Source organism: Rhizobium leucaenae USDA 9039 (genome assembly GCF_000426285.1).
GTDB lineage: Bacteria > Pseudomonadota > Alphaproteobacteria > Rhizobiales > Rhizobiaceae > Rhizobium > Rhizobium leucaenae.
Genome location: NZ_AUFB01000007.1, coordinates 139,556 through 162,656, shown reverse-complemented (window position 1 = coordinate 162,656; position 23,101 = coordinate 139,556). Strand labels below are relative to the sequence as shown.

General features: G+C 60.6%; 19 protein-coding genes and 1 other RNA gene. 13 read left to right on the top strand and 7 right to left on the bottom strand.

The features are described from left to right. Positions 1 to 15: 15 nt before the first annotated feature. The 4 genes from K290_RS0113150 to K290_RS0113135 all read left to right on the top strand — a co-directional run bounded on the left by K290_RS0113150 (position 16) and on the right by K290_RS0113135 (position 6,466). Entirely contained in the window at positions 16 to 1,182 is a 1,167-nt protein-coding gene (locus tag K290_RS0113150; RefSeq protein ID WP_028752358.1) for an efflux RND transporter periplasmic adaptor subunit, read from the top strand. After that, positions 1,179 to 4,334, top strand: a complete 3,156-nt coding sequence (locus K290_RS0113145; RefSeq protein WP_028752357.1) for an efflux RND transporter permease subunit — start codon at positions 1,179 to 1,181, stop codon at positions 4,332 to 4,334. Before K290_RS0113150 ends, K290_RS0113145 begins: the two co-directional genes overlap by 4 nt. A gap of 247 nt (positions 4,335 to 4,581) precedes the next feature. Further along, a complete protein-coding gene (locus K290_RS0113140; RefSeq protein WP_028752356.1) occupies positions 4,582 to 5,595 on the top strand; it encodes a flagellin N-terminal helical domain-containing protein in 1,014 nt (337 codons plus the stop codon). 202 nt (positions 5,596 to 5,797) lie between these two features. Then, positions 5,798 to 6,466 (top strand): YiaD family glycine zipper/OmpA-like lipoprotein, encoded by a 669-nt coding sequence (locus K290_RS0113135; RefSeq protein ID WP_028752355.1) that lies wholly within the window; start codon positions 5,798 to 5,800, stop codon positions 6,464 to 6,466. Positions 6,467 to 6,536: 70 nt separating this feature from the next. Here K290_RS0113135 and K290_RS0113130 read toward each other — a convergent pair whose 3' ends face one another. Further along, positions 6,537 to 6,944 (bottom strand): DUF2000 family protein, encoded by a 408-nt coding sequence (locus tag K290_RS0113130; protein ID WP_028752354.1) that lies wholly within the window; start codon positions 6,942 to 6,944, stop codon positions 6,537 to 6,539. Positions 6,945 to 6,958: 14 nt separating this feature from the next. Between K290_RS0113130 and K290_RS0113125 the strand changes: the two genes are divergently transcribed. The 4 genes from K290_RS0113125 (at position 6,959) to K290_RS0113105 (ending at position 14,310) form a co-directional block, all read left to right on the top strand. Beyond that, positions 6,959 to 7,852: an AraC family transcriptional regulator gene (locus K290_RS0113125; protein ID WP_028752353.1), complete on the top strand. Its 894-nt coding sequence runs from the start codon at positions 6,959 to 6,961 to the stop codon at positions 7,850 to 7,852. Positions 7,853 to 8,030: 178 nt separating this feature from the next. Then, the gene (locus K290_RS0113120) at positions 8,031 to 8,801 is read left to right on the top strand and encodes a hypothetical protein (RefSeq protein ID WP_028752352.1); all 771 of its coding nucleotides are present in this window, start codon (positions 8,031 to 8,033) and stop codon (positions 8,799 to 8,801) included. Between the two features lie 142 nt (positions 8,802 to 8,943). Continuing rightward, positions 8,944 to 10,356, top strand: a complete 1,413-nt coding sequence (locus K290_RS0113115) for an FAD-binding oxidoreductase (RefSeq protein ID WP_028752351.1) — start codon at positions 8,944 to 8,946, stop codon at positions 10,354 to 10,356. A 249-nt stretch (positions 10,357 to 10,605) separates the two neighbouring features. Beyond that, positions 10,606 to 14,310, top strand: a complete 3,705-nt coding sequence (locus K290_RS0113105) for an AsmA family protein (RefSeq protein ID WP_028752350.1) — start codon at positions 10,606 to 10,608, stop codon at positions 14,308 to 14,310. A gap of 96 nt (positions 14,311 to 14,406) precedes the next feature. Here K290_RS0113105 and K290_RS0113100 read toward each other — a convergent pair whose 3' ends face one another. The 4 genes from K290_RS0113100 to ssrA all read right to left on the bottom strand — a co-directional run bounded on the left by K290_RS0113100 (position 14,407) and on the right by ssrA (position 15,975). Further along, entirely contained in the window at positions 14,407 to 14,619 is a 213-nt protein-coding gene (locus K290_RS0113100) for a ribbon-helix-helix domain-containing protein (RefSeq protein ID WP_028752349.1), read from the bottom strand. 110 nt (positions 14,620 to 14,729) lie between these two features. Next, positions 14,730 to 14,924, bottom strand: a complete 195-nt coding sequence (locus K290_RS0113095; protein ID WP_028752348.1) for a DUF4169 family protein — start codon at positions 14,922 to 14,924, stop codon at positions 14,730 to 14,732. A 53-nt stretch (positions 14,925 to 14,977) separates the two neighbouring features. Further along, the gene (locus K290_RS0113090; RefSeq protein WP_028752347.1) at positions 14,978 to 15,484 is read right to left on the bottom strand and encodes an SspB family protein; all 507 of its coding nucleotides are present in this window, start codon (positions 15,482 to 15,484) and stop codon (positions 14,978 to 14,980) included. 119 nt (positions 15,485 to 15,603) lie between these two features. Beyond that, positions 15,604 to 15,975, bottom strand: a transfer-messenger RNA (tmRNA) gene (ssrA, locus tag K290_RS36200). Positions 15,976 to 16,121: 146 nt separating this feature from the next. On the opposite strand from ssrA, the gene K290_RS0113080 reads away from it, so the two are divergent. The 5 genes from K290_RS0113080 to K290_RS0113055 all read left to right on the top strand — a co-directional run bounded on the left by K290_RS0113080 (position 16,122) and on the right by K290_RS0113055 (position 21,939). Then, positions 16,122 to 16,916, top strand: coding sequence for a thymidylate synthase (locus tag K290_RS0113080; protein ID WP_028752345.1), 795 nt, complete (start codon positions 16,122 to 16,124; stop codon positions 16,914 to 16,916). Positions 16,917 to 16,926: 10 nt separating this feature from the next. Continuing rightward, the gene (locus tag K290_RS0113075; RefSeq protein WP_028752344.1) at positions 16,927 to 17,445 is read left to right on the top strand and encodes a dihydrofolate reductase; all 519 of its coding nucleotides are present in this window, start codon (positions 16,927 to 16,929) and stop codon (positions 17,443 to 17,445) included. 161 nt (positions 17,446 to 17,606) lie between these two features. Then, positions 17,607 to 18,725 carry an FtsH protease activity modulator HflK gene (hflK, locus tag K290_RS0113070; protein WP_028752343.1) on the top strand — a complete coding sequence of 373 codons (1,119 nt, stop codon included), beginning with the start codon at positions 17,607 to 17,609 and terminating at the stop codon, positions 18,723 to 18,725. Then, positions 18,725 to 19,669: a protease modulator HflC gene (gene hflC / locus K290_RS0113065; protein ID WP_028752342.1), complete on the top strand. Its 945-nt coding sequence runs from the start codon at positions 18,725 to 18,727 to the stop codon at positions 19,667 to 19,669. The genes hflK and hflC overlap by 1 nt, the downstream gene beginning before the upstream one ends. Positions 19,670 to 19,866: 197 nt before the next feature. Next, the gene (locus K290_RS0113055; RefSeq protein WP_028752341.1) at positions 19,867 to 21,939 is read left to right on the top strand and encodes a Do family serine endopeptidase; all 2,073 of its coding nucleotides are present in this window, start codon (positions 19,867 to 19,869) and stop codon (positions 21,937 to 21,939) included. A gap of 6 nt (positions 21,940 to 21,945) precedes the next feature. Here K290_RS0113055 and K290_RS0113050 read toward each other — a convergent pair whose 3' ends face one another. Beyond that, a complete protein-coding gene (locus K290_RS0113050; RefSeq protein WP_028752340.1) occupies positions 21,946 to 22,524 on the bottom strand; it encodes a GNAT family N-acetyltransferase in 579 nt (192 codons plus the stop codon). Continuing rightward, positions 22,521 to 23,084 carry a GNAT family N-acetyltransferase gene (locus K290_RS0113045; protein ID WP_028752339.1) on the bottom strand — a complete coding sequence of 188 codons (564 nt, stop codon included), beginning with the start codon at positions 23,082 to 23,084 and terminating at the stop codon, positions 22,521 to 22,523. The genes K290_RS0113050 and K290_RS0113045 overlap by 4 nt, the downstream gene beginning before the upstream one ends. Positions 23,085 to 23,101 lie beyond the last annotated feature (17 nt).

Here is a 23,101-nt window from a genome sequence, read left to right as displayed (position 1 = left end):
GAGCCGGAGACGTGCATGACCGCCTGGAAGCAGCTTTTCTTATCTCTCATCCTGCTCGTGGCCGCCTGCGCCGCGGCGGTGATCTTCCTGCCCGGCACGGCCGGGTTACTGACGAAAATCGGCGTTCCCCAATCTTGGGTGGCGGCGGTTACGCCGGCCGAGGTTGGAAAGGGTGCCGAAGAGGGTAATGCCGCCGCCGGCAGCAAGCGGCGCGGCGCCAATACACCGCTGGTGGTGACCAAGGCCGTCGTCAGCGGCGTTGTCAACGATCGTCTGAGCGCCATAGGCACCGGCGATGCCATCCGTTCCGTCGTTGTCACGCCGCAGGCGACAGGCATGATCCGCGAGATCCTCATCAAGTCCGGCGACCGGGTAAAGCAGGGCCAGGTCCTGGCTCGCCTCGACAATGATGAGCAAATCATCGCCCGTGGCCAGGCAGAAGTGACGCTGAAGAGCGCGGTCGAGAAATCGCAGCTCTATCACAACATCAAATCCAGCGTGTCGCGCATGGATGTCTTCGACGCCGAGATCGCCGAACAGGGCGCAAGACTGGCGGTGCAGTCGGCCGAGCTGGCGTTGAAGCGCCGGGACATCGTTGCGCCGATCGACGGCATTGTCGGCATCGTGCCCGTCGTCATCGGCGACAACGTCACCACGAGCACCAGCATCGTCACGCTCGACGACCGTTCGGAAATCCTGGTCGACTATTGGGTGCCGGAGCGTTTCGCCAACACGGTCAAGGTCGACCAGCCGGTGGAGGCGACATCGGTGGCGCGGCCGGGCCGGCTTTTCTCCGGCGTGGTGGAGGCAGTCGACAATCGCGTCGACGGCACCAGCCGGACACTGCGTATCCGCGCCCGTATCGACAATGCGTCCGACGAACTGCGTGCCGGCATGTCCTTCAATGTCGGAATGCGTTTTGCCGGCGAGACCTATCCTTCCGTCGATCCGCTGTCGGTGCAATGGGACGCAGAAGGCTCTTATGTCTGGCGCGTCGTCGACGGCAAGTCATCCAAGGTCCGCGTCAATGTCGTGCAGCGCAATCCGGACGCGGTGCTGGTTCGTGCCGATCTTAGGAATGGCGACCTGATCGTCACCGAAGGGTTGCAGCGCGTGACCGAGGGTGGCGCGGTGCGCTTTGCCCGCGATGTCGCCGAGGCGGCGGAGGTCGTCACGCAATGATGGGGCATCAGAGCGACGCCAGCGACGTTGCCGAGGGTGGCTGGGGCAAACAGAGTTTCACCGCGCTCTTTGTGCGCCGGCCAATCCTGGCGCTGGTTTTCAATACATTGATGGTGGTTGCCGGCCTTGCCGCCTATTTCGGCGTCGAGGTACGTGAATTGCCCGATGTCGACCGCTCCGTAGTGACTGTGCGGACAATGTTTGACGGCGCTGCGCCGCAGACGGTGGACCAGGAACTGACCAAGGTCATCGAAGGCGCTGTCGCCCGTGTCAGCGGCTTGAAATCGGTGTCCTCGAACTCGTCTTTCGGCCAGAGCCGCGTGACGCTTGAATTTTCCGATGCCACCGACCTCTCCGTTGCCGCAAATGATGTGCGCGACGCCATCGGCCGCATTACCGAGCAATTGCCTGAAGAGGCGGATGCGCCGCAGATCGTCAAGGCGGATTCGGATTCGCAGCCGATCATGCGCCTTGCCGTGACCTCCAATGCGCTGACCATGGATGACCTGACACAACTGGTCGACAACGAAATCACCGACCGGCTGGCCGCGGTTGACGGTGTTGCCGATGTCGAGCTTTACGGCGACCAGGAGAAGGTATTCCGCATCGATGTCGATCAGGCTGCCCTTGCGGGTCGCGGCCTGACGATCGGCGATCTGACGACGGCACTCGCCACGGCCGCGCTCGATGTGCCGGCGGGATCGCTGAAGAGCTCGCGGCAGGATATTGTCGTGCGTGCCACGGCCGCGCTGCAGACGCCTGAGGATTTCTCGCGGCTGATCATCAAGGACCGCATCCGCCTTTCCGATGTCGCAACCGTAACGCTGGGGCCGCGCGACGGGACGACGGCGCTGCGCTCCAACGGCGTACAGGGCGTGGGGCTCGGCATCATCCGCCAAGCGCAGTCGAACACGCTGAACATTTCCAATGGCGTGAAGGCCGTGGTGGCGCAATTGTCGAAGTCGCTGCCGGAGGGAACCCGTATCGCAATCACCAGCGATGATGCCGTGTTTATTCAGGGCGCGATCCATGAGGTGGTGCTGGCGCTGGTGCTGTCGGCTCTGATCGTCACCGTCGTGATCTACCTCTTCCTTCGCGATTGGCGCGCGACGCTGATCCCGGCCGTCGCCATGCCGGTGGCGCTGACGGGCACTCTGGCGGCGCTTTATATGGTCGGTTTCTCCGTCAACATCCTGACGCTGCTGGCGATCGTGCTTGCGACCGGCCTTGTGGTCGACGACGCCATCGTTGTTCTCGAAAACATCGTACGGCGCAGATCGGAAAAAATGGGGCCGCGGGCGGCCGCCGTTCTCGGCACGCGCGAGGTCTTCTTTGCGGTCATTGCAACAACCGCGACCCTCGCCGCCGTCTTCATTCCACTGTCCTTCCTGCCGGGGCAGGTGGGTGGGCTGTTTCGCGAATTCGGCTTCGTGCTCGCCTTCTCCGTCGGTCTATCGTCCATCGTCGCTCTGACGCTGTGTCCCATGCTGGCCTCGCGCATGCTAACCAAGGAGATGCGCGAGGATCACGGCATGCTCGGTCGGTTCGGCGAGCTGTTTTCCGGTGTCTATCGCCGCACGCTCCGCGCCTGCCTGAATGCGCCGCTGGTGGTCATGGTCTTCTGCGCGATTTTTTCCGCCGCCGCGGTTCTCGCCTTCATGGGCGTCAAGAGCGAGCTGACGCCGAGCGAGGATCGCGCCATGGTCATGCTCCGGCTGACGACCCCGCAGGGCGCCAGCCTCGACTATACCAGGGACCAGTTGCAGCGCGTCGAAGAGAACCTGCAGCCATTGATGGATAGCGGCGATATCCACAATATCTATGCGATTTCCGGCCAGAACGGCGCAGCCAACAGCGGCTTCATGGTATTGACGCTCGCGCCTTGGAGCGACCGCCATCGTACGCAGACTGAAATCGTCGGCGATATCAACCGGGCGATGGCCCGTGTGCCGGCGCTGCGCGGCAACGTCATACAGTCGAACAGCCTGCGTATCCGTGGTGCTGGCAGCGGCGTGCAGATGGCACTGACCGGCAACGACGAGGCGTTGACGCAGGCGGCGCTGAAGCTTGTGCACGCTCTGGACGCCACGGGCCAGTTCGATACGCCGCGCCTGAACAACGAACCGACGCAGGCGCAGGTCTCCGTCGCGATCGATCGCGAGCGCGCCTCCGATCTCGGCATCGATATCACCGGCATGTCGACGGCGCTGCAATCGCTGCTCGAAGGACGTTCGGTCGTCGATGTCTTTGTCGCGGGCGAGGCCTATCCGGTGCTGCTGACGTCGACCATGCGGCCGATCGATGATCCGACCGATCTCGAAAACGTGTTCCTGAAAACCGGTGACGGCAAGATCGTGCCGATGTCGGTTATCGCAAGCCTGAAGGAGGGAGCGGTTGCGCCGCAGCTCACCCGCGAGCAGCAGCTTGCCTCCGTCGCCATCACTGCCGGCCTGAAACCCGGCATGTCGCTCGGCCAGGCGGTCGAGCAGGTGACGGCGATTGCCGCGCCGCTTTTGCCGCCCGGCGCGCGCTTGATCCCTCTTGCGGAGGCCGCGACGCTAGAGGAGAATTCCAGCGGCATGGCGCTGACTTTCGGCTTTGCCATCGTCATCATTTTCCTGGTGCTTGCGGCGCAATTCGAAAGCGTGCTGTCGTCGCTGATCATCATGTCGACGGTCCCGCTCGGCCTTGCATGTGCGGTCTTCGCGCTCGTCATCACCGGTTCCAGCCTCAACATCTACAGCCAGATCGGATTGGTGCTGCTTGTCGGTGTCATGGCGAAGAACGGCATCCTGATCGTGGAATTTGCCAACCAGCTTCGCGACAAGGGCGAGGGGGTGCGGGAGGCGATCGAAAGAGCCTGTGCGCTGCGTCTGCGCCCGGTCATGATGACGATGATCGCGACGATCCTTGGCGGCGTGCCGCTGGTATTCGCCCATGGCGCGGGCGCGGAAGCGCGTATCGCGCTCGGTTGGGTGATCGTCGGCGGCCTCGGCTTTGCGACTTTGGTGACGCTTTACATCACCCCCGTCGCCTACCTCCTGATTGCCCGCTTCGCCAAGCCGCAGGCACATGAGGAGCGGCGGCTGCACGACGAGATGTCGGAAGCGGCATTGCGCGCGAAGGGAGTTAAGCTCAGGGCGGCGGAGTGACCGCAACCTGAACGCGATAATCATTTTCGGGTCGAGGGGCGATCTATGGTAAATCGGCAGTTTCGATTATCGCTTTATTAAGCGTGATTGCTAATCATAGGTACCTGTAACCGCTCGAGTTCAGGCGCTGTTTTTGCCAGGCTCACCTTCGCCGACTTTGGTCGGCCCGCGTGCATGAGTGCCCGTGGCATGGTTCCAATGTCTCCTTGTACTTGTTGTGTATCGTTGTGTCCGGAGTCCGTGTGCCGTGAGTATTTTTTCGACCTTCATAAGGGTGAGTTCCCCTGTCAGTACAGCCCTTGAAGTCCTTCGAAACACGCAGGCGAATCTGAATGTCGCTCAGCGTCAGATGTCGTCCGGCTTGCGTGTGCAGACCGCGAAGGACAACGCCACCTATTGGACGATCTCGACATTGACGCGCACCGATATCGGCGCCGTCTCGGCAGTACAGGATGCGCTGGGGCTTGCAGCTGCCACGGTCAGCACCGCCTCTACGGGCATCACGAGTGCCATCGATATCGTAACTCAGATCAGGTCGAAATTGGTGACGGCCTATGAGGGCAGCGTCGACAAGACCAAGCTCAACGACGAGATCAGCGAACTCAAGGACCAGCTTCGCAGCGTCGGTCAGTCGGCGAGCTTCAACGGCGTCAACTGGGTCATGCTCCAGGACGGTGAGGATCCGACGGAGCCGCATGAGATCCCAGGTTCCCTCATCCACCACACCGATGGCACGGTCTCGATCGGCATGCTGAATTACGAGGGTGTCAGCTCGACCAGTGGGCCCATCGTATCGACGGATGCACGATACCTGATCGACGATCAGTCAAGCGGCACCGGCGGCTATGGTGTGCTGACCTCCACCGCTTTTGCGACGGAAGCGGGAGCTGCCCAAAACTATGTGCTGATCGGCAGCAAAAATGGCGACACCAGCGGGCAGGTGGAAATCTCGCTTGACGCCAATACGACACAAGGCGCCGTGACCGATATGGTCAACACCGTCACCGCCATGCTGCATCAATTGAACACCATAGGATCGGCCTTCGGCTCGTTGGAAACGCGTGTCAGCCTGCAAAACCAATTCGCCAGCAATCTCAGTGATTCGCTCACCAGCGGCGTCGGCAAGCTGGTCGATGCCGACATGGAGAAGCAATCCAGCAGGGTATTGGCGCTGCAGACGCAGCAGCAACTAGGGTTGCAATCGCTGTCGATTGCCAATGCGAGCTACGATACGGTGAGGCAGCTTTTCCAAAATCTCTGATCGCGTAAATCTCTGGATTCCAAGCGAAACAGACAGAAATCAGCGGAGACGATCCAATTTGCTCTGACCCGTTGTTTTGGTGGAAAACGCGCGGGAACAAGGGCCGGGCAGGTGGGCAGTGGGTGCGTGAAAATTCCGCTTCATGATATTGCCGCAATGCTTCATATCTCCTGGGACCATCGAACCGGAGAGCGACGATTCTATGATCAAGAAATTTGCCATCCTTGCCGTCTCGGCAACCTTTCTCAATGCATGTACGACAACCGATCCCTATACAGGCGAACAAAAAGTATCCAACACGGCAGGCGGTGCCGCGATCGGTGCCGGCGTCGGCGCGGTTGCCGGCCTTCTCATCGGCCACTCGCCGGCATCCCGCCGCAACGCGGCGCTGATCGGCGCTGGCGTCGGTGCGCTGGCAGGTGCCGGCATCGGCAACTACATGGACCAGCAGGAATCCGAGCTGCGTGCGCAGTTGCAGGGCACCGGCGTCTCGGTGACGCGCGTCGGCGACCGCATCATCCTTAATATGCCGTCGGCCATTACCTTCGATGTCGATCAGGATGCGATCAAGCCCGAATTCGATCCGACGCTGAATTCGGTCGCGATCGTGCTGCGCAAGTTCAACCGCACGCTGATCGACGTCAACGGACATACGGATTCGACCGGCAGCCTGCAGCATAACCAGGATCTGTCCGAGCGCCGCGCCGATTCGGTTGCGAGCTACCTCGGCAGCCAGGGCATCGATCAGCGCCGCATGTCTGCCATCGGCTTCGGCCCGACCCAGCCGGTTGCCACCAATGCCACGGAAGCCGGCCGTGCGCAGAACCGCCGCGTCGAAATCCAGATCGCGCCGATCACCCAGAACGGCTGATCTGACATCGACATTCAAACAAAACGGCCGGGTTTTGCGACCCGGCCGTTTTGTTTTGACCTCACGCTCTTCACGAATGCATCGTCGCGCCCTTGGTGATCTTGTCGACGATCTTCTTGTCCGCGCGCAATGCGATGCCGACCACCTTGGCATCCTCGGGCGCAAATTCGGAGAAGACGGCGCGATTGGCGACATCATGGCCGGTCGAAAACATTTCCTCGATGAAGATCGAGGAGGTGACGTTTCGCTCCAGTGATCGACGATGAATCGTGCTCATCGTTTCTTCGTCGGCGGACAGCACAATCATCGGCTGGATCGACAGCGCGTTGTAGAGATTGCCCGCGCGGTCTCGATAAGGCTCGCCGATGACATCAGGAAACTGACCGACAATGCCGCTCGATCGGAAGGCGGTCACGTTCAGTTTTTGCCAGGATGCAAGATTGCTTCGCAGAACGATCGCGATTTTGGTATTGAACATTGGTGATCTCTCTTATGCAGTCTGGGAATGAGCCTTTGCGCGAGGATGTTGCCGGCCATATCTTCGAAGGTCTTGAACGTTCGTGCACGATGCCGGAAGCAAACCGGATCGTATCCGCACCCGCTTACCCCGGTATCGAGCGCATTCAGGCGCAGTTTCGCGGTGACGCCTTCGAGCCGCACCGGCACGATACCTATGCGCTCGGCGTCACCATCCGCGGCGTGCAGACCTTCAGCTATCGCGGCCAGCGGCGCTACAGCCTGCCGGGCCGGGTGATCGTCCTGCATCCGGACGAGCTGCATGACGGCGGGGCCGCGACCGACGATGGATTGCTCTACCGCATGCTCTATCTCGAACCGTCGATGCTGATGGAAGCCGCACGCATCGGACTGCCCTTTGTCGATGATCCCGTGGTCGAGGACGACCGTCTCGCCGGCCTGTTGCTGGCGGCGCTTGGCGAACTCGATCGGGAGCTGGATGAACTCTTTGTCGATGATTTCGTCTCACGGGTCGCTGCAGGCCTCGCCTCACATGCGCGTCTGCCGCAAAAGCCGCTGGGAAGCATCGCTTGGAGCCAGGCAAAGACGGCGCGCGATTATCTGGAAGCGCATGCCATGCGCGGGGTCCGCTCGGAGGAGCTGGAGCGCATCACCGGCCTCGACCGCTTTGCGCTCTCTCGTCATTTCCGCGCCGCTTTCGCCACCAGCCCGCATCGCTTCCTGCTGATGCGGCGGCTGCAGCGGGCCAAGGCAATGATCGCCGATGGCGAGCCGATCGCCGAAGTCGCAGCCGCTACGGGATTTGCGGACCAAAGCCACCTCACGCGGCATTTCAAGAAGGCATTCGGCATGGCGCCGGGCGCTTGGATTGGAATGCTTGGGACCGCACGCGCGCCGATGCGGGATTGACCGGAGCCTTTCGCGGATATCAATGCAAGCCTAGGAACTGTTTGAGTTGCGCGTTTGCGGATTGGCGAACACCTCGCCTGAGTGTGTTTGTTTCATTCGTTATCCTTGGCTGGACAGGCTGGCTCTCTTGCCTCATACAACCCATACAGGCGAGAGAGAGGTCGGTACGGTGGCTTTGATGGGTATGATGACAGGCATGGGTCGCAAAGCCGGTATCGCACCGCTGAAGTCTCGTGCTGGTTTAAGAATGCGCCGTCTCCTCGCGGCCATCGCGTCGTCAGCCGCCGTTCTCCCAAGCAGCCCCGCCTTTTCCCTACAGGTCGAAGGCCATGAAGCCTTCATCGTCGATCGCTGCGGTGGCGACTATGATTGCAAGGATGTGAAGCTGGTAGTGCTCAATGATAAGCACGACAAGGCGGATATCTATAGCGGCAATGAGGTCAACGGCCATGAGGCTGACGGCACGGCGAGCCATGTTTCCGGCTATGCGTTCAAATACAATGGCGGGAATCTCAGCTTATCGCAGGACGGCACGCCGTCGCAGCTCAACGGTAAGCCGACCGAAGTGAAATTCAACAATGGCGTCGCGTTCGAATCGGACAAGAACTACGTCTATATCTACAGCACCTGCAATGCAGACGGAGCGACCAGCGTTGCTGGCATCACGACCTCCTGCGATCTGAACTATATCGGCGTCGACAAGAAGACGTCGAATGCCATCCAGATCGGCGGGCACTACACGCCCTTGGCTGCAACGCCGGCGGGAGGCGCCGATCTCTGCAAGGCCGGTGTTATGGCCGGGCAGTTTTCCTTTCTCAATAACGGATACGAATATCGTCTCACGAGCGACCTTTGCCCGGCGGGAAAAAGCACGCTCGCGATCGTTTCCAACAATGTGGTGAAGTCGAGTTTCGATCTGCAAGTGCGACCGCTTGCCGGGAGCAATTGAAGCGGATCGATTTGAAGTCGCCTTAGAGCCGCTGCACGGAAACCAGGCTATTTTACTGACTGGACAGCGTCCTCCTGATGTCCCATAGAACCGCGAAAAGGGTTAACATTCCCTTTTGTACTTGCGATGGGAGATCGGAAAGATGGCTCTGGCTGATGCGAAGGCGGGGATACGCAACGAGGCGGGCATTGCCGCTGTTCTCGGCATCCTGAAGCAAGCCTTCGGCGAGCGGTTTCAGACCGGCGAGAGTTTTCGGGCCCAGCATGCCCATACGACCACCTATATTCCGGCCCAGCTACCCGACGCCGTGGTTTTCGCCGAGACGAGCGAGGACGTGCAGGCCGTCGTCAGGGCCTGCGCCGAGCATAAGGTGCCGGTCATCGCCTTCGGCACGGGCTCTTCGCTCGAAGGGCAGGTGAACGCGCCGCAGGGCGGAATTTCGATCGATTTCAGCCGGATGAATCGCGTCCTTGAAGTGAATGCCGAGGATCTCGACTGCACTGTGGAGCCTGGTGTCACCCGCGAGCAGCTCAACAACTATCTGCGCGATACCGGCCTGTTCTTCCCGATCGATCCAGGCGCCAATGCCTCGATCGGCGGCATGGCCTCAACGCGCGCTTCGGGCACCAATGCGGTGCGCTACGGAACGATGAAGGACAATGTGCTCGCCGTCACCGCAGTCACTGCCAATGGTGAGGAGATCCGCACCGCCCGCCGCGCCAGGAAATCCTCCGCGGGCTATGACCTGACCCGGCTCTTTGTCGGTGCCGAGGGAACGCTCGGGGTTCTGACGTCGGTGACGCTGCGCTTGCAGGGCATTCCGCAGAAAATCGCCGGCGGCGCCTGCGCCTTTCCGAGTGTGAAGGCAGCTTGCGATGCGGTCATCATGACAATCCAGATGGGCGTTCCCGTCGCTCGCATCGAACTCCTGGATGCCGTCCAGATGCGTGCCTGCAATCGCTATTCCGGCTTGACCTACGACGAGCAGCCGACCTTGTTCCTGGAATTTCACGGCACCGACGAGACGGTCGCGCTGCAATCAGCGCAGTTTGCCGAGATCGCTGCCGAATGCGGTGGCGGAGAATTCGTCTGGACCAGTAATCTCGAAGAGCGCAACAAACTCTGGAAGGCGCGTCACGACGCCTATTGGGCGTCGCGTGCTTTGGCGCCGGAACTCGCGGCCTTATCGACGGACGTCTGCGTGCCGATATCGAGACTCGCCGAATGTGTTGCCGCGACCCAGGCCGATATCGAGGAGCACGGGTTATTGGCGCCGATCGTCGGTCACGCCGGCGATGGCAACTTCCACGTCCTGGTGCTCTTCGACGACAAGACGCCGGAAGGTATCGCCGCCGTCGAGGCTTTCGTTGCGCGGCTGAACAGACGCGCGCTGGCAATGGACGGTACCTGCACAGGCGAACATGGTATTGGTCAGGGCAAGATGTCGTTTCTCGAACAGGAGCTTGGCGGCGCCGTCGATCTGATGCGCCAGGTCAAACAGGCGCTCGATCCCGACGCGATTTTCAACCCCGGCAAGATATTCCAGACTCATTGAAAAATGGAATATTGCCAAGATCTTGGCTTGCTCCCGGCGTGAATGGCGTTAGGCTAGACCATCCCGTTTTCATATGGCGTCATGGAAAGCGGTGAAGATGCCCTAGATTTGCAGCATGATCCGAAAACTGCGATGCGGCTTTGGATGGGAAGCAGGCTTAGACTGAAATCTGGAGCGTCTTTTTCATGTCCGCTTGGCTAACGGGCGCCTTGATATCGTAATTGGAATGCAGAATGGAGACGGTGTGCATTGTTAGGTAGGGTCCTGGTTTTTCTGGGGGGAGTACTGGTAGTAGTGCTGTTCATGGCGCTGCTTGCTCCGCTCTTCATAGACTGGACCGATTTTCGCAAGAATTTCGAGGATCAGGCGAGTCGAATCATCGGCAAGAAGGTGACCGTTCATGGCACCGTTGACGCTCGCCTCCTACCTTTTCCTTCCGTGACATTGCATGATGTCCGCGTCGGGCAGGAACCCGACGGGACACCGCTTGTGCAGATCGCCCAATTCTCCATGGATGCCGAACTGGCGCCGTTCCTGTCGGGTGAAGCACTCATTTTCGACATGCGCGTTTCCGAGCCGAAAGTGCGTCTGCGGCTGTTGAAGGACGGCACGCTCGACTGGATGCGCGGCAGCCAGCCGGAAATCCCCGCCAAGTCGGTGGTCCTCGAAGGCGTGCATGTCGATGGCGGCGATATCCTCTTCATCGACGAGCAGTCCGGCCGCGCCCGGCACATTACCGGCCTCAACGCGCAAATGTCCGCCCGGTCGCTGGCAGGGCCGTGGCGAATCGATGGTGATACGGCGCTCGACGGCGAGCACGGCAATTTCAGCATCTCCAGCAGCCAGCCGGACGATAACGGCGTCTTGCGCGTCCGCACCCGGCTCCTGCCGGACCGCCATCCCCTCAATGTCGATCTTGACGGCGAATTGAAGCTGATCAACAGCAAGCCGGATTATATCGGCATGTTCACGGCGGGGATCGAGGATAAGCAGACACATAAACCCGCCGACGAGCAGGTTCAGCCGCGGGTCAAGGGTCGTTTCGAGCTTACCAACGAGCGCATACGAATTCCGGAATATCGCCTGGAGGTGGGAGCCGCGGACGATCCCTATGTGGTCACGGGCGAGGCGACGCTGGACACCGGCACCAACCCGGAATTCCTGCTGACGGCCGACGGCCAGCAGATCGACGTCAACCGGCTCGGCAACACGCAGGGAACCAACGGCAAGACAAATCGCAATCCCTCCATTTCGGCACGGCAGCGATTGAACAGCCTTATTGCCATCGCAGCCGAAATCCCGATACCGCAGGTGCCTGGCAAGGCGACTGTGAGCCTGCCGGCGATCGTTGCCGGCGATACGACCATACGCGACGTACAGCTCGACCTGGAGCCCGCCGGAACCGGCTGGAAGATCGACCATGCGATCGGCACCCTGCCGGGCCGCACCCAGATCGAGGCCAAGGGCAATTTGATGCTAGAGGGCGATCCGAATTTCATCGGCAATCTCGTCGTCGCCTCCAATCAGCCATCCGGCCTGGCATCCTGGCTGGTGGGTTCGGTCGATCCGGCCATCCGGCAATTGCGTCAGGCTGGTTTTTCCGCCGATGTCAGCCTGCGGCATGAGGAGCAGCGCTTCGAGAATCTCGAAATCGCCGTCGGCTCGGCAACGCTCAAAGGCCAGCTCGACCGGCAGGCGCCGGCCGGCAGCAAGGCGCCGAGGCTTGCCGTCGATCTCAGCGGCGACGCGCTCGATCTCGATGCCCTGAGGGCGCTGACGGGCCTCTTCACCGGTCAGGATGCCGGCGAGACCCTGCTCGATCACCGGATTACGGCGCATCTGAAATCCGATAAATTCGCCGCTTTCGGCGTGCAGGCGGACAATGTCGAGACGTCGTTTTCGATAGCCGACGGTGCGCTGACGCTCGACAAGCTTGCCGTGCGCAATGTCGCCGGTGCCGAGATTACCGCAACCGGCCGCGCCAATGGTTCGCTGCTCGACTATAAGGGTTCGGGCGAAATCACCTTCAAGGCGGCGGATCCAGGTCCCTTCTTCGAAATGCTGAGCCAGCATCTGCCGCATCACCCGGCGATGGACCGGCTCGTACGAAACGCCGCCTGGTATGGAAACACGGCGTTGCGCGGCGCGCTGACGCTCGGTGGCGATCAGGGCGATGGGCTGGCGGTAACGCTTGCCGGTGTTTCCAACGGCAGCCGCGTCAATCTCGATTATCGCATGTCCGACCTGTTGGCGCTGACCGGCAAGGGCACCACGACGCTGGAGGCGACACTCGAAAATTCGGTAACCTCGATTCTATTCGGGCAGGCGGGCCTCGATCCGCTTCCCGTCGAAGCGGATGCCAATGGCCGTCTGACGCTGAAGGTGACGGCAAGCGGTACCGATCCGGCGGATGCGGCACTGACCTTTGCCACCGACAAGACGTCATTTACCGCCAATGGCAAGGTCGACGTGCGTCCCGCCTCCTTCCTCAATGGCAAGATCGCGCTCTCGCTCGAGAGTGCGGATATCGATCCCTATTTCGTGATGAACGGCATCGGCGTACCGCAGATGGGCACGGGCTTGCCGGTCAAATTCCAGGCAAATGCCGCGCTCGATGCCGGCAAGATCGTATTGTCCGATATGAAGGGCCAGCTTGCCGACAACAATGTTTCGGGCACGCTTACCTTCGACCGCAAGGCGCAGAATATCAAGGCGACCGGCGAGCTGGCGCTCGACAAGGCCGATCTTGGCTGGCTGGGCGAAGCGATCTACGGACCGATCACGGACGCAACGACAGGCAATCTCACCAAGGCCAAGCTGGGGCTGCCGATGTTCAGCGGGCTTGATCTCAACGTCAAGCTTTCGGCCAAGCAGTTATGGCCGGGTATTTTCGGTCCGATCGCGGATTTCAGCACGAATGCTGCCTATAAGGGCGAGGAGCTGCGGCTGAACGACATTGCCGGTGCCTGGAATGGCGGCGCGCTCAGCGGCAATTTGATGTTTGCGAATTCAGACGGCACCGGGCTGATGCAGACGAAGCTCAATCTCGCCAATGGCGACCTTGCTGCCGTTGCCTGGCAACGAGATGGCGCGCCGCTCGCCAATGGCCGCTTCGGCTTGGGACTGAGCATGGAAGCCAGTGGCAAGAGCCTGGGGGAACTGGCCGCCAACGCCAGCGGCTCGGGCGAGATCACGCTTGGCGATACGCATGTCCGCGGCCTCAATCTCTCCGTCCTGCCGCCGCTGTTGTCGGCTACGGACCAGATCCAGGGTGAGATCACGGCCGACAAAGTGCTGCCGATCGTGCAGACATTGCTCAACAATGGCGAGGCGGCGCTGCCGGCAATGAGCATACCCTTCAATATTTCGACCGGTGTCATTCGTGCCGCCAATATTAGCACCGGCAACGATCTGGCAAAGCTTTCGGGCAACGCCGAAATCAGCCTGCCGGACGAGCGCATGCGCGGCTCGCTCGGGATCGATTTCAAAGCCGGCAACGAGGCGCTGACCGGCGCCGAACCGGCGCTGCGCCTCGATTTCGCCGGTCCGTTGGCGACACCGGGGCGGACGATGGACGTGACTGATATCACCAGCTTCCTCTCGCTGCGGGCCTTCGAACGCGAGCGCCAGCGTGTCGAACGGCTTCAGGCAAGTGTGTTGGAAAAGCAGCGGCTGCGGCGCGAGGTAGCACTCTATAAATACACCGCCGCCGCTCGCGAAGCCCAGCGTCAGCGCGATGCGGCCATCGAGCAGCAGCGTAGCGCCGAGGAGCAGCGCTTGAGGGAACTGGCGCGCCAAGCCGCCGCGGAAAAGGAGGCGGAAGCTGCAGCCAAGGCGAAGGCCAATGCCGAGGCTCGAGCAAAGGCGGAGGCCCAGCAATTGCCGGTTCTCAATGGACTGCCGCAGACAGGTGCGCCGCTGAATTTTAACAGCCTTCCCGGCGTCGCCCGATAGCATTCTTCTTCATCGGACCGTACGAAATCCGCCGCTTCGTCGCGGGGAGTCGGGAAGCTGTCGAGTGGAGATTAGGTGCCTTCGTCTAACGACGCTTCAGCGGCGATCCTTCAGCCATTTTAGAACATAGAGCCGAAGCGCCGAAGAAAGGTTGCTCTCCGGGTCGCGCCCGTCGTCGATTTCGGAGATCAGCGCTGCAAGTGAAGTATCGCGCGCATTGGCGATCGCCTTCAGTTCGCTCCAGAAGGCGTCTTCGAGGGAAAAGCTGGTGCGATGGCCATGCAGGGTGGCGGAATGTTTGCGGATCATCGGCGGATCGATCAAAAAGTTCGGAAACGGAAGAGGTAATTCTAAAAATGATTCAAAATGCTGGGGTAAGCGAATGATTTCGGAAGGAATTCGACTTTCAGCTCGGCACTTCAGTTGTCTGTCTTGGGCGGCTCGATATGGCCGGCCTCATGCGCTTTCGCCGCTTTATCGTTGAGTGCTTTCGTCAAGTGCTTCTCCGCCTTGGTGCGGCCGAAGGCAACGCGATTTTGCTGCGCCTGCTTTTCTTTCTCCAAGCGTGACTGTTTCTTGCGGAACTGGCGCAGATTGACGATTTCGGCACTCATCGATGTCCCTCCGCTCTCGATGTGAAAAGGGGAAGCGTGTGCTTCCCCCAATGCTATTGCTTCTTGCGGAACGCGTCGAGGGAGACGACCGATCCCGGCTTCTTCTCCTCGCCGTCCTTGGCGGGCGCGGGCTCCTCGCTTCCCTCGGCCGATACCGGATAGGCGGTGATCTCGCCGGAGGTCACTTCTTCGTCTTCGGCGAGCGGCACGTCGAATTCCAGTTCGAAATTCACGGACGGATCGTAGAATCCGCGGATCGCGTTGAACGGGATGACCAGCTTTTCGGGGACGTCGGAGAAGGAGAGCCCGATTTCGAACTGGCTCTCGGTAACCTTCAGATCCCAGAACTGATGCTGAATGACGATGGTCATCTGCTCCGGATATTTCGACTTCAGGTGCTGCGAAATACGCACGCCGGCCGCACCGGTCAGAAAGGTGATGAAGAAATGATGGTCACCGGGCAGACGGCCGGTGGTGCCGACCTCGGTCAACACCTTGCGGATGACCCCACGCAGGGCGTCCTGTGCCAAAATGTCGTAGCGGATATGATCCTGCCCCATGCTTTCCTGTCTTTCGTTGGCCATGTTTTTTCTAAGGCTTATGCCACGCCCTGCGCCGACGGGAAACCCCCGCGCGCGAGTCATCGCCTGATCATACATAATATCGAAGAGAGGGAGAAGGTGAAGGCTTCTGTTGCCAGGTGCCTTCGAACCCCGCCTAAGAGTGCGACCCCTTAGGACTTTATTTGAAGTGCCACACTGCGATTAAGCAGCGAGACGAGCTTCCGCATAGTTGTCGTTTGCAACTACAATTTTAGCCCGATTACGGTGGTACAATGCCGAGCGAAAAGTCGATCTTTACACCCTTGTCGATCCTGTTTCGCCCCCATCAAAAGCCGGTCTGAAGCCAGTCTGGCCCGGCCGGTTTTTGGTGGAGGCGCCGGGTACCGCCCCCGGGTCCAATAGGTTTATTACACCGCTCATTTATCGCCATAGCCGGCCCGAAGACCGGCATGGCTGATATAGTGTTTTCCGCGGGCGAATGGAAGGGGATTTGTCATAAATGCTTCGCCGAAACACAGGTTTGCCGCGATAAGCGACTGCGAGCGCGAGAAATGCAGGGATTGTGCTTGCCCGTAGTTGGTTTCGCGCCGACTTGCCATTAAATTGAGGAGGAATGGAATCGGCGGCGGGTGCGATGAAGCAATATCTCGATCTTTTGAAGCATGTGATGGACACCGGCATTGATCGCGGCGACCGCACCGGTAAAGGCACACGCTCGGTTTTCGGCTACCAGATGCGCTTTGACCTTTCCGACGGTTTTCCGGTGCTCACCACCAAGAAACTGCATCTGCGCTCGATCATCCATGAGCTCTTGTGGTTCCTGAAGGGCGAGACGAACATTCGCTATCTCAAGGAAAACGGCGTTTCGATCTGGGATGAGTGGGCCGATGAAAACGGCGATCTCGGGCCGGTTTACGGCCATCAATGGCGTTCCTGGCCGGCGCCGGACGGCCGACATATCGATCAGATCGCCAATCTGATCGAAGGGCTGAAGACCAACCCGAACTCCCGTCGCCATATCGTTTCGGCCTGGAATCCGGCCGAGGTGGACGAAATGGCGCTGCCGCCGTGCCATTGCCTTTTTCAGTTTTACGTGGCCGACGGCAAGCTTTCCTGCCAGCTTTACCAGCGCTCGGGCGACACTTTCCTGGGCGTCCCCTTCAACATCGCGTCCTATGCGCTGCTGACGTTGATGGTGGCGCAGGTGACGGGGCTGAAGCCTGGCGATTTCGTGCATACGCTGGGCGATACGCACATCTATTCCGACCATTTCGAACAAGCCAGATTGCAACTGACCCGCACCCCGAAAAAGCTGCCGACTATGCGCCTTAACCCAGCCGTGAAGAACATCTTTGATTTCAAGTTCGAGGATTTCACGTTGGAAGGCTATGAAGCCGACGCGAATATCAAGGCGCCGATCGCCGTCTGAGGGGGTAGATATGGCCGAACCGGTAAAAACAGTTCTCGTCGCCGTCTCGCGCAACCGCATCATCGGCCGCGACGGGGATATGCCGTGGCGGCTATCGTCCGATCTCAAGCGGTTCAAGGCGATAACGCTCGGCAAGCCGGTCATCATGGGACGCAAGACGTTCCAGTCGATCGGCAAGCCGCTGCCGGGCCGTCCGAATGTGGTGATCACCCGCGACGCAGGTTTCTCGGTCGAGGGAATAACGGTTGCGCATTCGCTTGATGAAGCGATCGGGGCGGCATCCCGTCTTGCTCAAGAGGCCAATGTCGATGAGATTTGCATCATAGGTGGCGGTGAAATCTATCGACAGGCAGTTGGTCTGGCCGACCGCTTGCTGATCACCCATGTCGAGGCGGATGTCGAAGGCGACACCTCCTTTCCCGCAGTCGACCCGGCCCTCTGGCAGGTCGAAAGCGAGCTTGCCGTGCCGGCCGGCGAGAAGGACACCTATCCGACGCGCTTTGTCAGCTATTTCAGGCGCAAAGCATAAAAGCTGCCCGCAAAAATCAACTATTTTCCAATAAATCCGACGAACTTCCTGAAGTTGCGTTGAAAGCAGATGCGCCGATACCTATAACGGGAGACAATCGCCGCTGCCTGCGAATTTCAAAGTCTGCGCGATACTGGGAGTCCATAAATAAAGAGGTTTTGATGCCCTGGAGCAATCAGAATGGCGGCGGCGGCCCTTGGGGCGGCGGCGGCGGAAATAATCAGGGGCCTTGGGGGCAGGGGCCGAACCGGCCGCGGGGAAGCGGCAGCGGCGGGCCGCCCGATCTTGAAGACATTATTCGCCGAGGGCAGGACCGCTTGAAGGGGCTCGTGCCCGGCGGCTTCAATGGCGGTGCCTTTGTCATCGTCGCGGCGATCATCGTCATTTTCTGGCTTATCCAGTGCGTCTATACGGTTCAGCCGGATGAGCGCGGCGTCGAGCTGCGCTTCGGCCAGCCGCGCGCCGAAGTATCCATGCCGGGCCTGCATTTCCATTTATGGCCGATGGATCGCGTCGAAATCGTCAAGGTTACCGAACAGCAGCGCAATATCGGCGGCCGTTCGAGCTCCGGTTCGAATGCCGGTCTGATGCTGACGGGCGATCAGAACATCGTCAACGTGCAGTTCTCGGTGCTGTACACCGTCACCAATCCGCAATCCTATCTCTTCAACCTCGAAACTCCCGACGAGACGCTGCAGCAGGTTGCCGAAAGCGCCATGCGCGAGGTGGTCGGCCGCCGTCCGGCCCAGGACATCTATCGCGACAATCGCCAGGAAATCGCGATCGAGGTGAGAAATATCATTCAGGATACGATGGATCGCTACGGTTCGGGCATTTCCATCAATGCCGTGCCGATCGAAGATGCGTCGCCGCCGCGCGAGGTGGCCGATGCGTTCGATGAAGTGCAGCGTGCCGAGCAGAACGAAGACCAACAGGTGCAAGAGGCCAATCAATACGCGAACCAGCAGCTCGGCGCAGCGCGTGGCCGCGCGGCCCAAATCCGTGAAGAGGCGGCCGCCTATAAGAGCCGTGTAGTCAAGGAAGCCGAGGGTGAGGCGCAGCGTTTCATTTCCATCTACGACGAATACGTCAAGGCGCCGGAAGTGACCCGTAAGCGGCTGTTCCTCGAAACCATGGAGTCCGTTATCGGTAACTCGAACAGCATCATCATCGACGACAAGCAGGGCGTCGTGCCCTACCTGCCGCTGAACGACCTCGGCAAGCAGTCCACGACACAGTCGGGCAAGCCCGCGACCGCACCTCAGCCGGAGGCCAAATAATGACGTCCAGCCGTTTGCCAGCCATTCTCATCGCGATCGCGGTGCTGCTGCTGATCGTTTATTCCTCCATTTTCGTGGTCAATGCCCGCGAACAGGCGATCGTTCTGCGCTTCGGCCAGATTCGTGCCGTCAAGACGGAGCCGGGTCTCTACTTCAAGCTGCCTTTCGCCTTCATGGACGCCGATCGGGTGCAGTACATCCAGGATCAGGAGCTGCGCTTCGATCTGGACAATATCCGTGTCCAGGTTTCGGGCGGCAAGTTCTATGAGGTCGATGCTTTTGTCGTCTATCGGATCACCGATGCGCGGAAATTCCGCGAGACCGTGTCTGGCGATCGCGACGCGGCGGAATCGCGCCTCAGAACCCGCCTGGACGCATCGCTGCGCCGGGTCTACGGTCTGCGCGGTTTCGAAGCTGCGCTATCCAACGAGCGCGCTTCGATGATGACGGAAGTGCGTGACGATCTGCACCGCGATGCCGAGACCCTCGGCCTGAATATCGAAGATGTTCGCATTCGCCGCACCGACCTGACCCAGGAAGTGTCGCAGCAGACCTACGACCGTATGAAGGCCGAGCGTCTGGCGGAAGCCGAGCTGATCCGCGCCCGAGGTAACACAGAAGGGCAGCGCCGCCGCGCCGTTGCCGATCGTCAGGTCGTCGAGATCGTGGCGGATGCACAGAAGGACTCGGAGGTCCTGCGCGGTCAGGGCGAAGCCGAGCGGAACGGCATCTTTGCCGATGCCTCATCGCGCGATCCGAGCTTCTACGAATTCTATCGCTCGTTGGCCGCCTATCGCACGGCGCTCGCTTCGGGCGGCAAGACGCTGGTCCTGCCGCCGAACCAGTCGGAGTTCTTCAAGTACTTCGATAGTTCGGTCGGCGCAGCTCCTGCCTCAGGGGGGCCGGCGCTGGCTGCGCCGTCGACGACGACGCCCGCGAAATAGTGTGCGACAACCCGCTGAAATCCAAGGGGCTGCCCGTCGGCGGCCCCTTGTCTTTATGCCTCGTGGCATCAATCTTACCAGGAATCGCAGGGCCGTATGGACGTGCGGGGATTTCGCAAAAAGGTGATTTCACGCTTCATCATTCCGCCTTATGTTGATGCTTATACAAGACTTCCCTTTCTTGATGAGGATGCCTGATGGCCTCGACCAATCGCCTGCCTTTCAGACGTTCGTTCACGCTCCTGGCCAGTGTGGCGCTGATTGCCGGTCCCACTCTGGCAGGTGTCGAGCGGGCGTATGCGCAGACGACGCAGACGCCTTCGACCGATGCCGTGACGCCGAATAGCGGCGCGGCTGCAGGCGCCCAGGCTCCAGCCAATTCCACCACCACAACGGAGGCGCCCGCCTCGGGTTCGGGTGCCACACCGGCGCCAGCAACCGGTTCGGCCACTGCGCCGAGCGGCGAGGTGAAGAGCGAAGCACAAGCTCCAGCTAATTCCGGGACAACAGCGCCTGCAACCACCGGCGAGGCGGGCCAGGCTCCAGCCACGGGCTCCGCCGGCGTAGCCGCGGGCAATGCCGCGTCGGGCACGCAGGTACCCGCGACCTCCAATAGCCAGACCCCAGCCACGGCGACCAATCCGGCCCAGGCGCCGATGGGTGGTTCGACTGCAACCACGACCGAGAACCCAGCGGTGGTGCCGAACAGCACGATGCCGCCTGTCACCGGCAATCCGGCGATGAATGCCGGTCCGGCCTCGGTTGCCGATTTGGCATCCGGTCTGCTGGACGCCGTGGTCAACATTTCAACGTCCCAAAAGGTCAAGGATGAGGGCGATGGCCCGGCGACACCCAAGGTGCCGGACAATTCGCCGTTCCAGGAGTTCTTCAACGACTTCTTCAAGAACCGGAACAACGAGAACAGCAACCGCAAGGTCAGCTCGCTCGGCTCCGGTTTCGTCATCGATCCATCCGGCTATATCGTCACCAACAATCACGTCATCGAAGGCGCCGACGATATCGAGGCAATCTTCCCGAACGGCACGAAGCTGAAGGCGCGGCTGATCGGCACCGACACCAAGACGGACCTTTCCGTGCTCAAGGTGGAGCCGAAGCATCCGCTGATAGCGGTGAAATTCGGCGATTCCAGCAAGATGCGGATTGGCGACTGGGTGATGGCGATCGGCAATCCCTTCGGCCTGGGGGGCTCGGTGACTGTGGGCATCGTCTCTGCCCGCGGCCGCAATATCAATGCCGGTCCCTATGACAATTTCATCCAGACGGATGCGGCGATAAACAAGGGCAACTCCGGCGGGCCGCTCTTCAACATGAAGGGCGAGGTGATCGGCATCAACACGGCGATCATTTCGCCGAGCGGCGGCTCTATCGGCATCGGCTTTGCCGTGCCGTCCGAACTGGCCGAAGGTGTCGTCAAGCAGCTCATGGATTTCGGCGAGACCCGTCGCGGCTGGCTCGGCGTGCGCATCCAGCCGGTCACCGACGATGTTGCCAACAGCCTCGGCCTCGACACTGCGAAGGGCGCGCTGGTTGCGGGGGTCATCAAGGGCGGCCCGGTCGACAACGGCTCGATCAAGGCCGGCGACGTTATCCTGAAATTCGATGGCAAGGACGTCGACGAGATGCGCGACCTGCCGCGCGTCGTCGCTGAAAGCCCCGTCGGCAAGGAAGTCGAGGTCGTGATCATGCGCGACGGCAAGCAGCAGACCGTCAAGGTCACGCTCGGCCGGCTCGAGGACAGCGACCAGGCAGCCGCAGCAAGCAGCGGCGACAGTAATCAGGACGATAAGGGCGGCGGCGACAAGCCACCTCAGCTCGCGCCCAACGACAACGGCAATGGCGGCCGCGACGGCGTCATCAATCCCGACGAGGGAGATGAAGGCGATGACGACGGAACGGACGGGCAGGACCAGGACAACAATCAGCAGCAACAAGCGCCGCAGCCGCAGGCCACCCAGGACGTGCTCGGCATGAGACTCGCGACGCTGAACGCGGAAAACCGCAAGAGCTTCGGCATCGCCGACAGTGTCGACGGTGTGGTGATCACGCAGGTCACACCCGGTTCGGCCGCAGCGGAGAAGGGACTGAAGCCCGGCGAAGTCGTCGTCGAAGTCGCGCAGGAATTCGTGCAGACGCCGACCGCTGCTTCGGAAAAGGTTGCATCGCTGAAGCGGGAAGGTCGCCGCAATGCGCAAATGATGATCGCCTCTCCGAATGGCGATCTGCGCTTCATTGCCGTGGCGCTGGAATAGGCTTATTCAATCCCGGTTAGCCTGCATCTGTTGCCGGTGCCATTCCGTCGCGCTCAGGCGATAGAGCACATGGTGCTTTAGCTGCGGATGACTGGCGGGAATATCCGGATGATCGAAGCCGCCGGCTGGATCCAGACGCATGCCGATCCTTTGCATGACGGCCAGAGCGCGGTGATTGTTGTGCACGGCGAGAGATACGATTTCGCCGAGTTTCAGCGTCTCGAAACCGTAGCGCAACAAGGCGGCCCCGGCCTCGCTGGCATGGCCTTGACGCCAATAGCGAGCTGCAAGCCGCCAGCCGATTTCGACGGTATTTTCAGGCAAGAATGGTTCGAGTTTCGGCTTCGAAAGCCCCGAGAAGCCGATCGGCTCGCCGCCCTGTTTCAATGTCAGCACAAGAAGATCGAAACCATCTTCCGGCATCACTGCGCCGATGATGTCGAAGACGGCATCGGCATCTTCCCGGCTGCGGCGGAAGGGAAAGAATTCGAGGACATCGGGATCGGAGCTCAGTTCATAAAAGAGGTCGCGATCGCTCTCCTGGCATGGGCGCAGGATGAGCCGCGGCGTCTCGATGATCGTCATTGCCGGGCGCGCCACTCGGCTACGGTTAGGCGATAGAGCACGTGACGCTGCAGGTGAGGGTAGGTATTGGGAACGCCGGGATGGTCGAAATCGCCGCCTTCGACCCGATGCATGCCGATCCGCTCCATGACCGATGTCGAGCGAATATTGTTGTGAACTGCGAAGGAAACGATCTGATCGAGACCGAGCGTTTCGAAACCGCCGGCGAGCAATGCCCGCGCCGCTTCGCTGACCAGTCCCTTGCCCCAATACCGCGCCGCCAGCCGCCAGCCGATCTCGACGGCGCCTGCCGGCACGAATGGCTCCAGATGGTTTGTCCGCGCCAGGCCGCAAAAGCCGATCGCCTCGCCGCTTGCCTTGAGTTCCAGAGCATAAAAGCCGAGCCTGGTTTCGGCGATCATGGATTGGACCCGCTCCAAAAATGCATCGGCTTCCGCCCGACTGCGGCGAAAGGGAAAGAACTCCATGACTGTCTCATCGGAGTTGATCTCGAAGGCAAGATCGCGGTCTGCATCCCGCCAGTTGCGGACGATAAGACGCTCAGTTTCGGCAATGATCATGGATCGCCTCCAGTCGT

Excerpts from the sequence above, each read along its gene's own strand:
- K290_RS0113150 (WP_028752358.1), top strand. The coding sequence starts at position 16 with ATGACCGCCTGGAAGCAGCTTTTCTTATCTCTCATCCTGCTCGTGGCC.
- K290_RS0113145 (WP_028752357.1), top strand. The coding sequence starts at position 1,179 with ATGATGGGGCATCAGAGCGACGCCAGCGACGTTGCCGAGGGTGGCTGG.
- K290_RS0113135 (WP_028752355.1), top strand. The coding sequence starts at position 5,798 with ATGATCAAGAAATTTGCCATCCTTGCCGTCTCGGCAACCTTTCTCAAT.
- K290_RS0113130 (WP_028752354.1), bottom strand. The coding sequence starts at position 6,944 with ATGTTCAATACCAAAATCGCGATCGTTCTGCGAAGCAATCTTGCATCC.
- K290_RS0113125 (WP_028752353.1), top strand. The coding sequence starts at position 6,959 with ATGCAGTCTGGGAATGAGCCTTTGCGCGAGGATGTTGCCGGCCATATC.
- K290_RS0113120 (WP_028752352.1), top strand. The coding sequence starts at position 8,031 with ATGGGTATGATGACAGGCATGGGTCGCAAAGCCGGTATCGCACCGCTG.
- K290_RS0113115 (WP_028752351.1), top strand. The coding sequence starts at position 8,944 with ATGGCTCTGGCTGATGCGAAGGCGGGGATACGCAACGAGGCGGGCATT.
- K290_RS0113100 (WP_028752349.1), bottom strand. The coding sequence starts at position 14,619 with ATGATCCGCAAACATTCCGCCACCCTGCATGGCCATCGCACCAGCTTT.
- K290_RS0113095 (WP_028752348.1), bottom strand. The coding sequence starts at position 14,924 with ATGAGTGCCGAAATCGTCAATCTGCGCCAGTTCCGCAAGAAACAGTCA.
- K290_RS0113090 (WP_028752347.1), bottom strand. The coding sequence starts at position 15,484 with ATGGGGCAGGATCATATCCGCTACGACATTTTGGCACAGGACGCCCTG.
- K290_RS0113080 (WP_028752345.1), top strand. The coding sequence starts at position 16,122 with ATGAAGCAATATCTCGATCTTTTGAAGCATGTGATGGACACCGGCATT.
- K290_RS0113075 (WP_028752344.1), top strand. The coding sequence starts at position 16,927 with ATGGCCGAACCGGTAAAAACAGTTCTCGTCGCCGTCTCGCGCAACCGC.
- hflK (WP_028752343.1), top strand. The coding sequence starts at position 17,607 with ATGCCCTGGAGCAATCAGAATGGCGGCGGCGGCCCTTGGGGCGGCGGC.
- hflC (WP_028752342.1), top strand. The coding sequence starts at position 18,725 with ATGACGTCCAGCCGTTTGCCAGCCATTCTCATCGCGATCGCGGTGCTG.
- K290_RS0113055 (WP_028752341.1), top strand. The coding sequence starts at position 19,867 with ATGGCCTCGACCAATCGCCTGCCTTTCAGACGTTCGTTCACGCTCCTG.
- K290_RS0113050 (WP_028752340.1), bottom strand. The coding sequence starts at position 22,524 with ATGACGATCATCGAGACGCCGCGGCTCATCCTGCGCCCATGCCAGGAG.
- K290_RS0113045 (WP_028752339.1), bottom strand. The coding sequence starts at position 23,084 with ATGATCATTGCCGAAACTGAGCGTCTTATCGTCCGCAACTGGCGGGAT.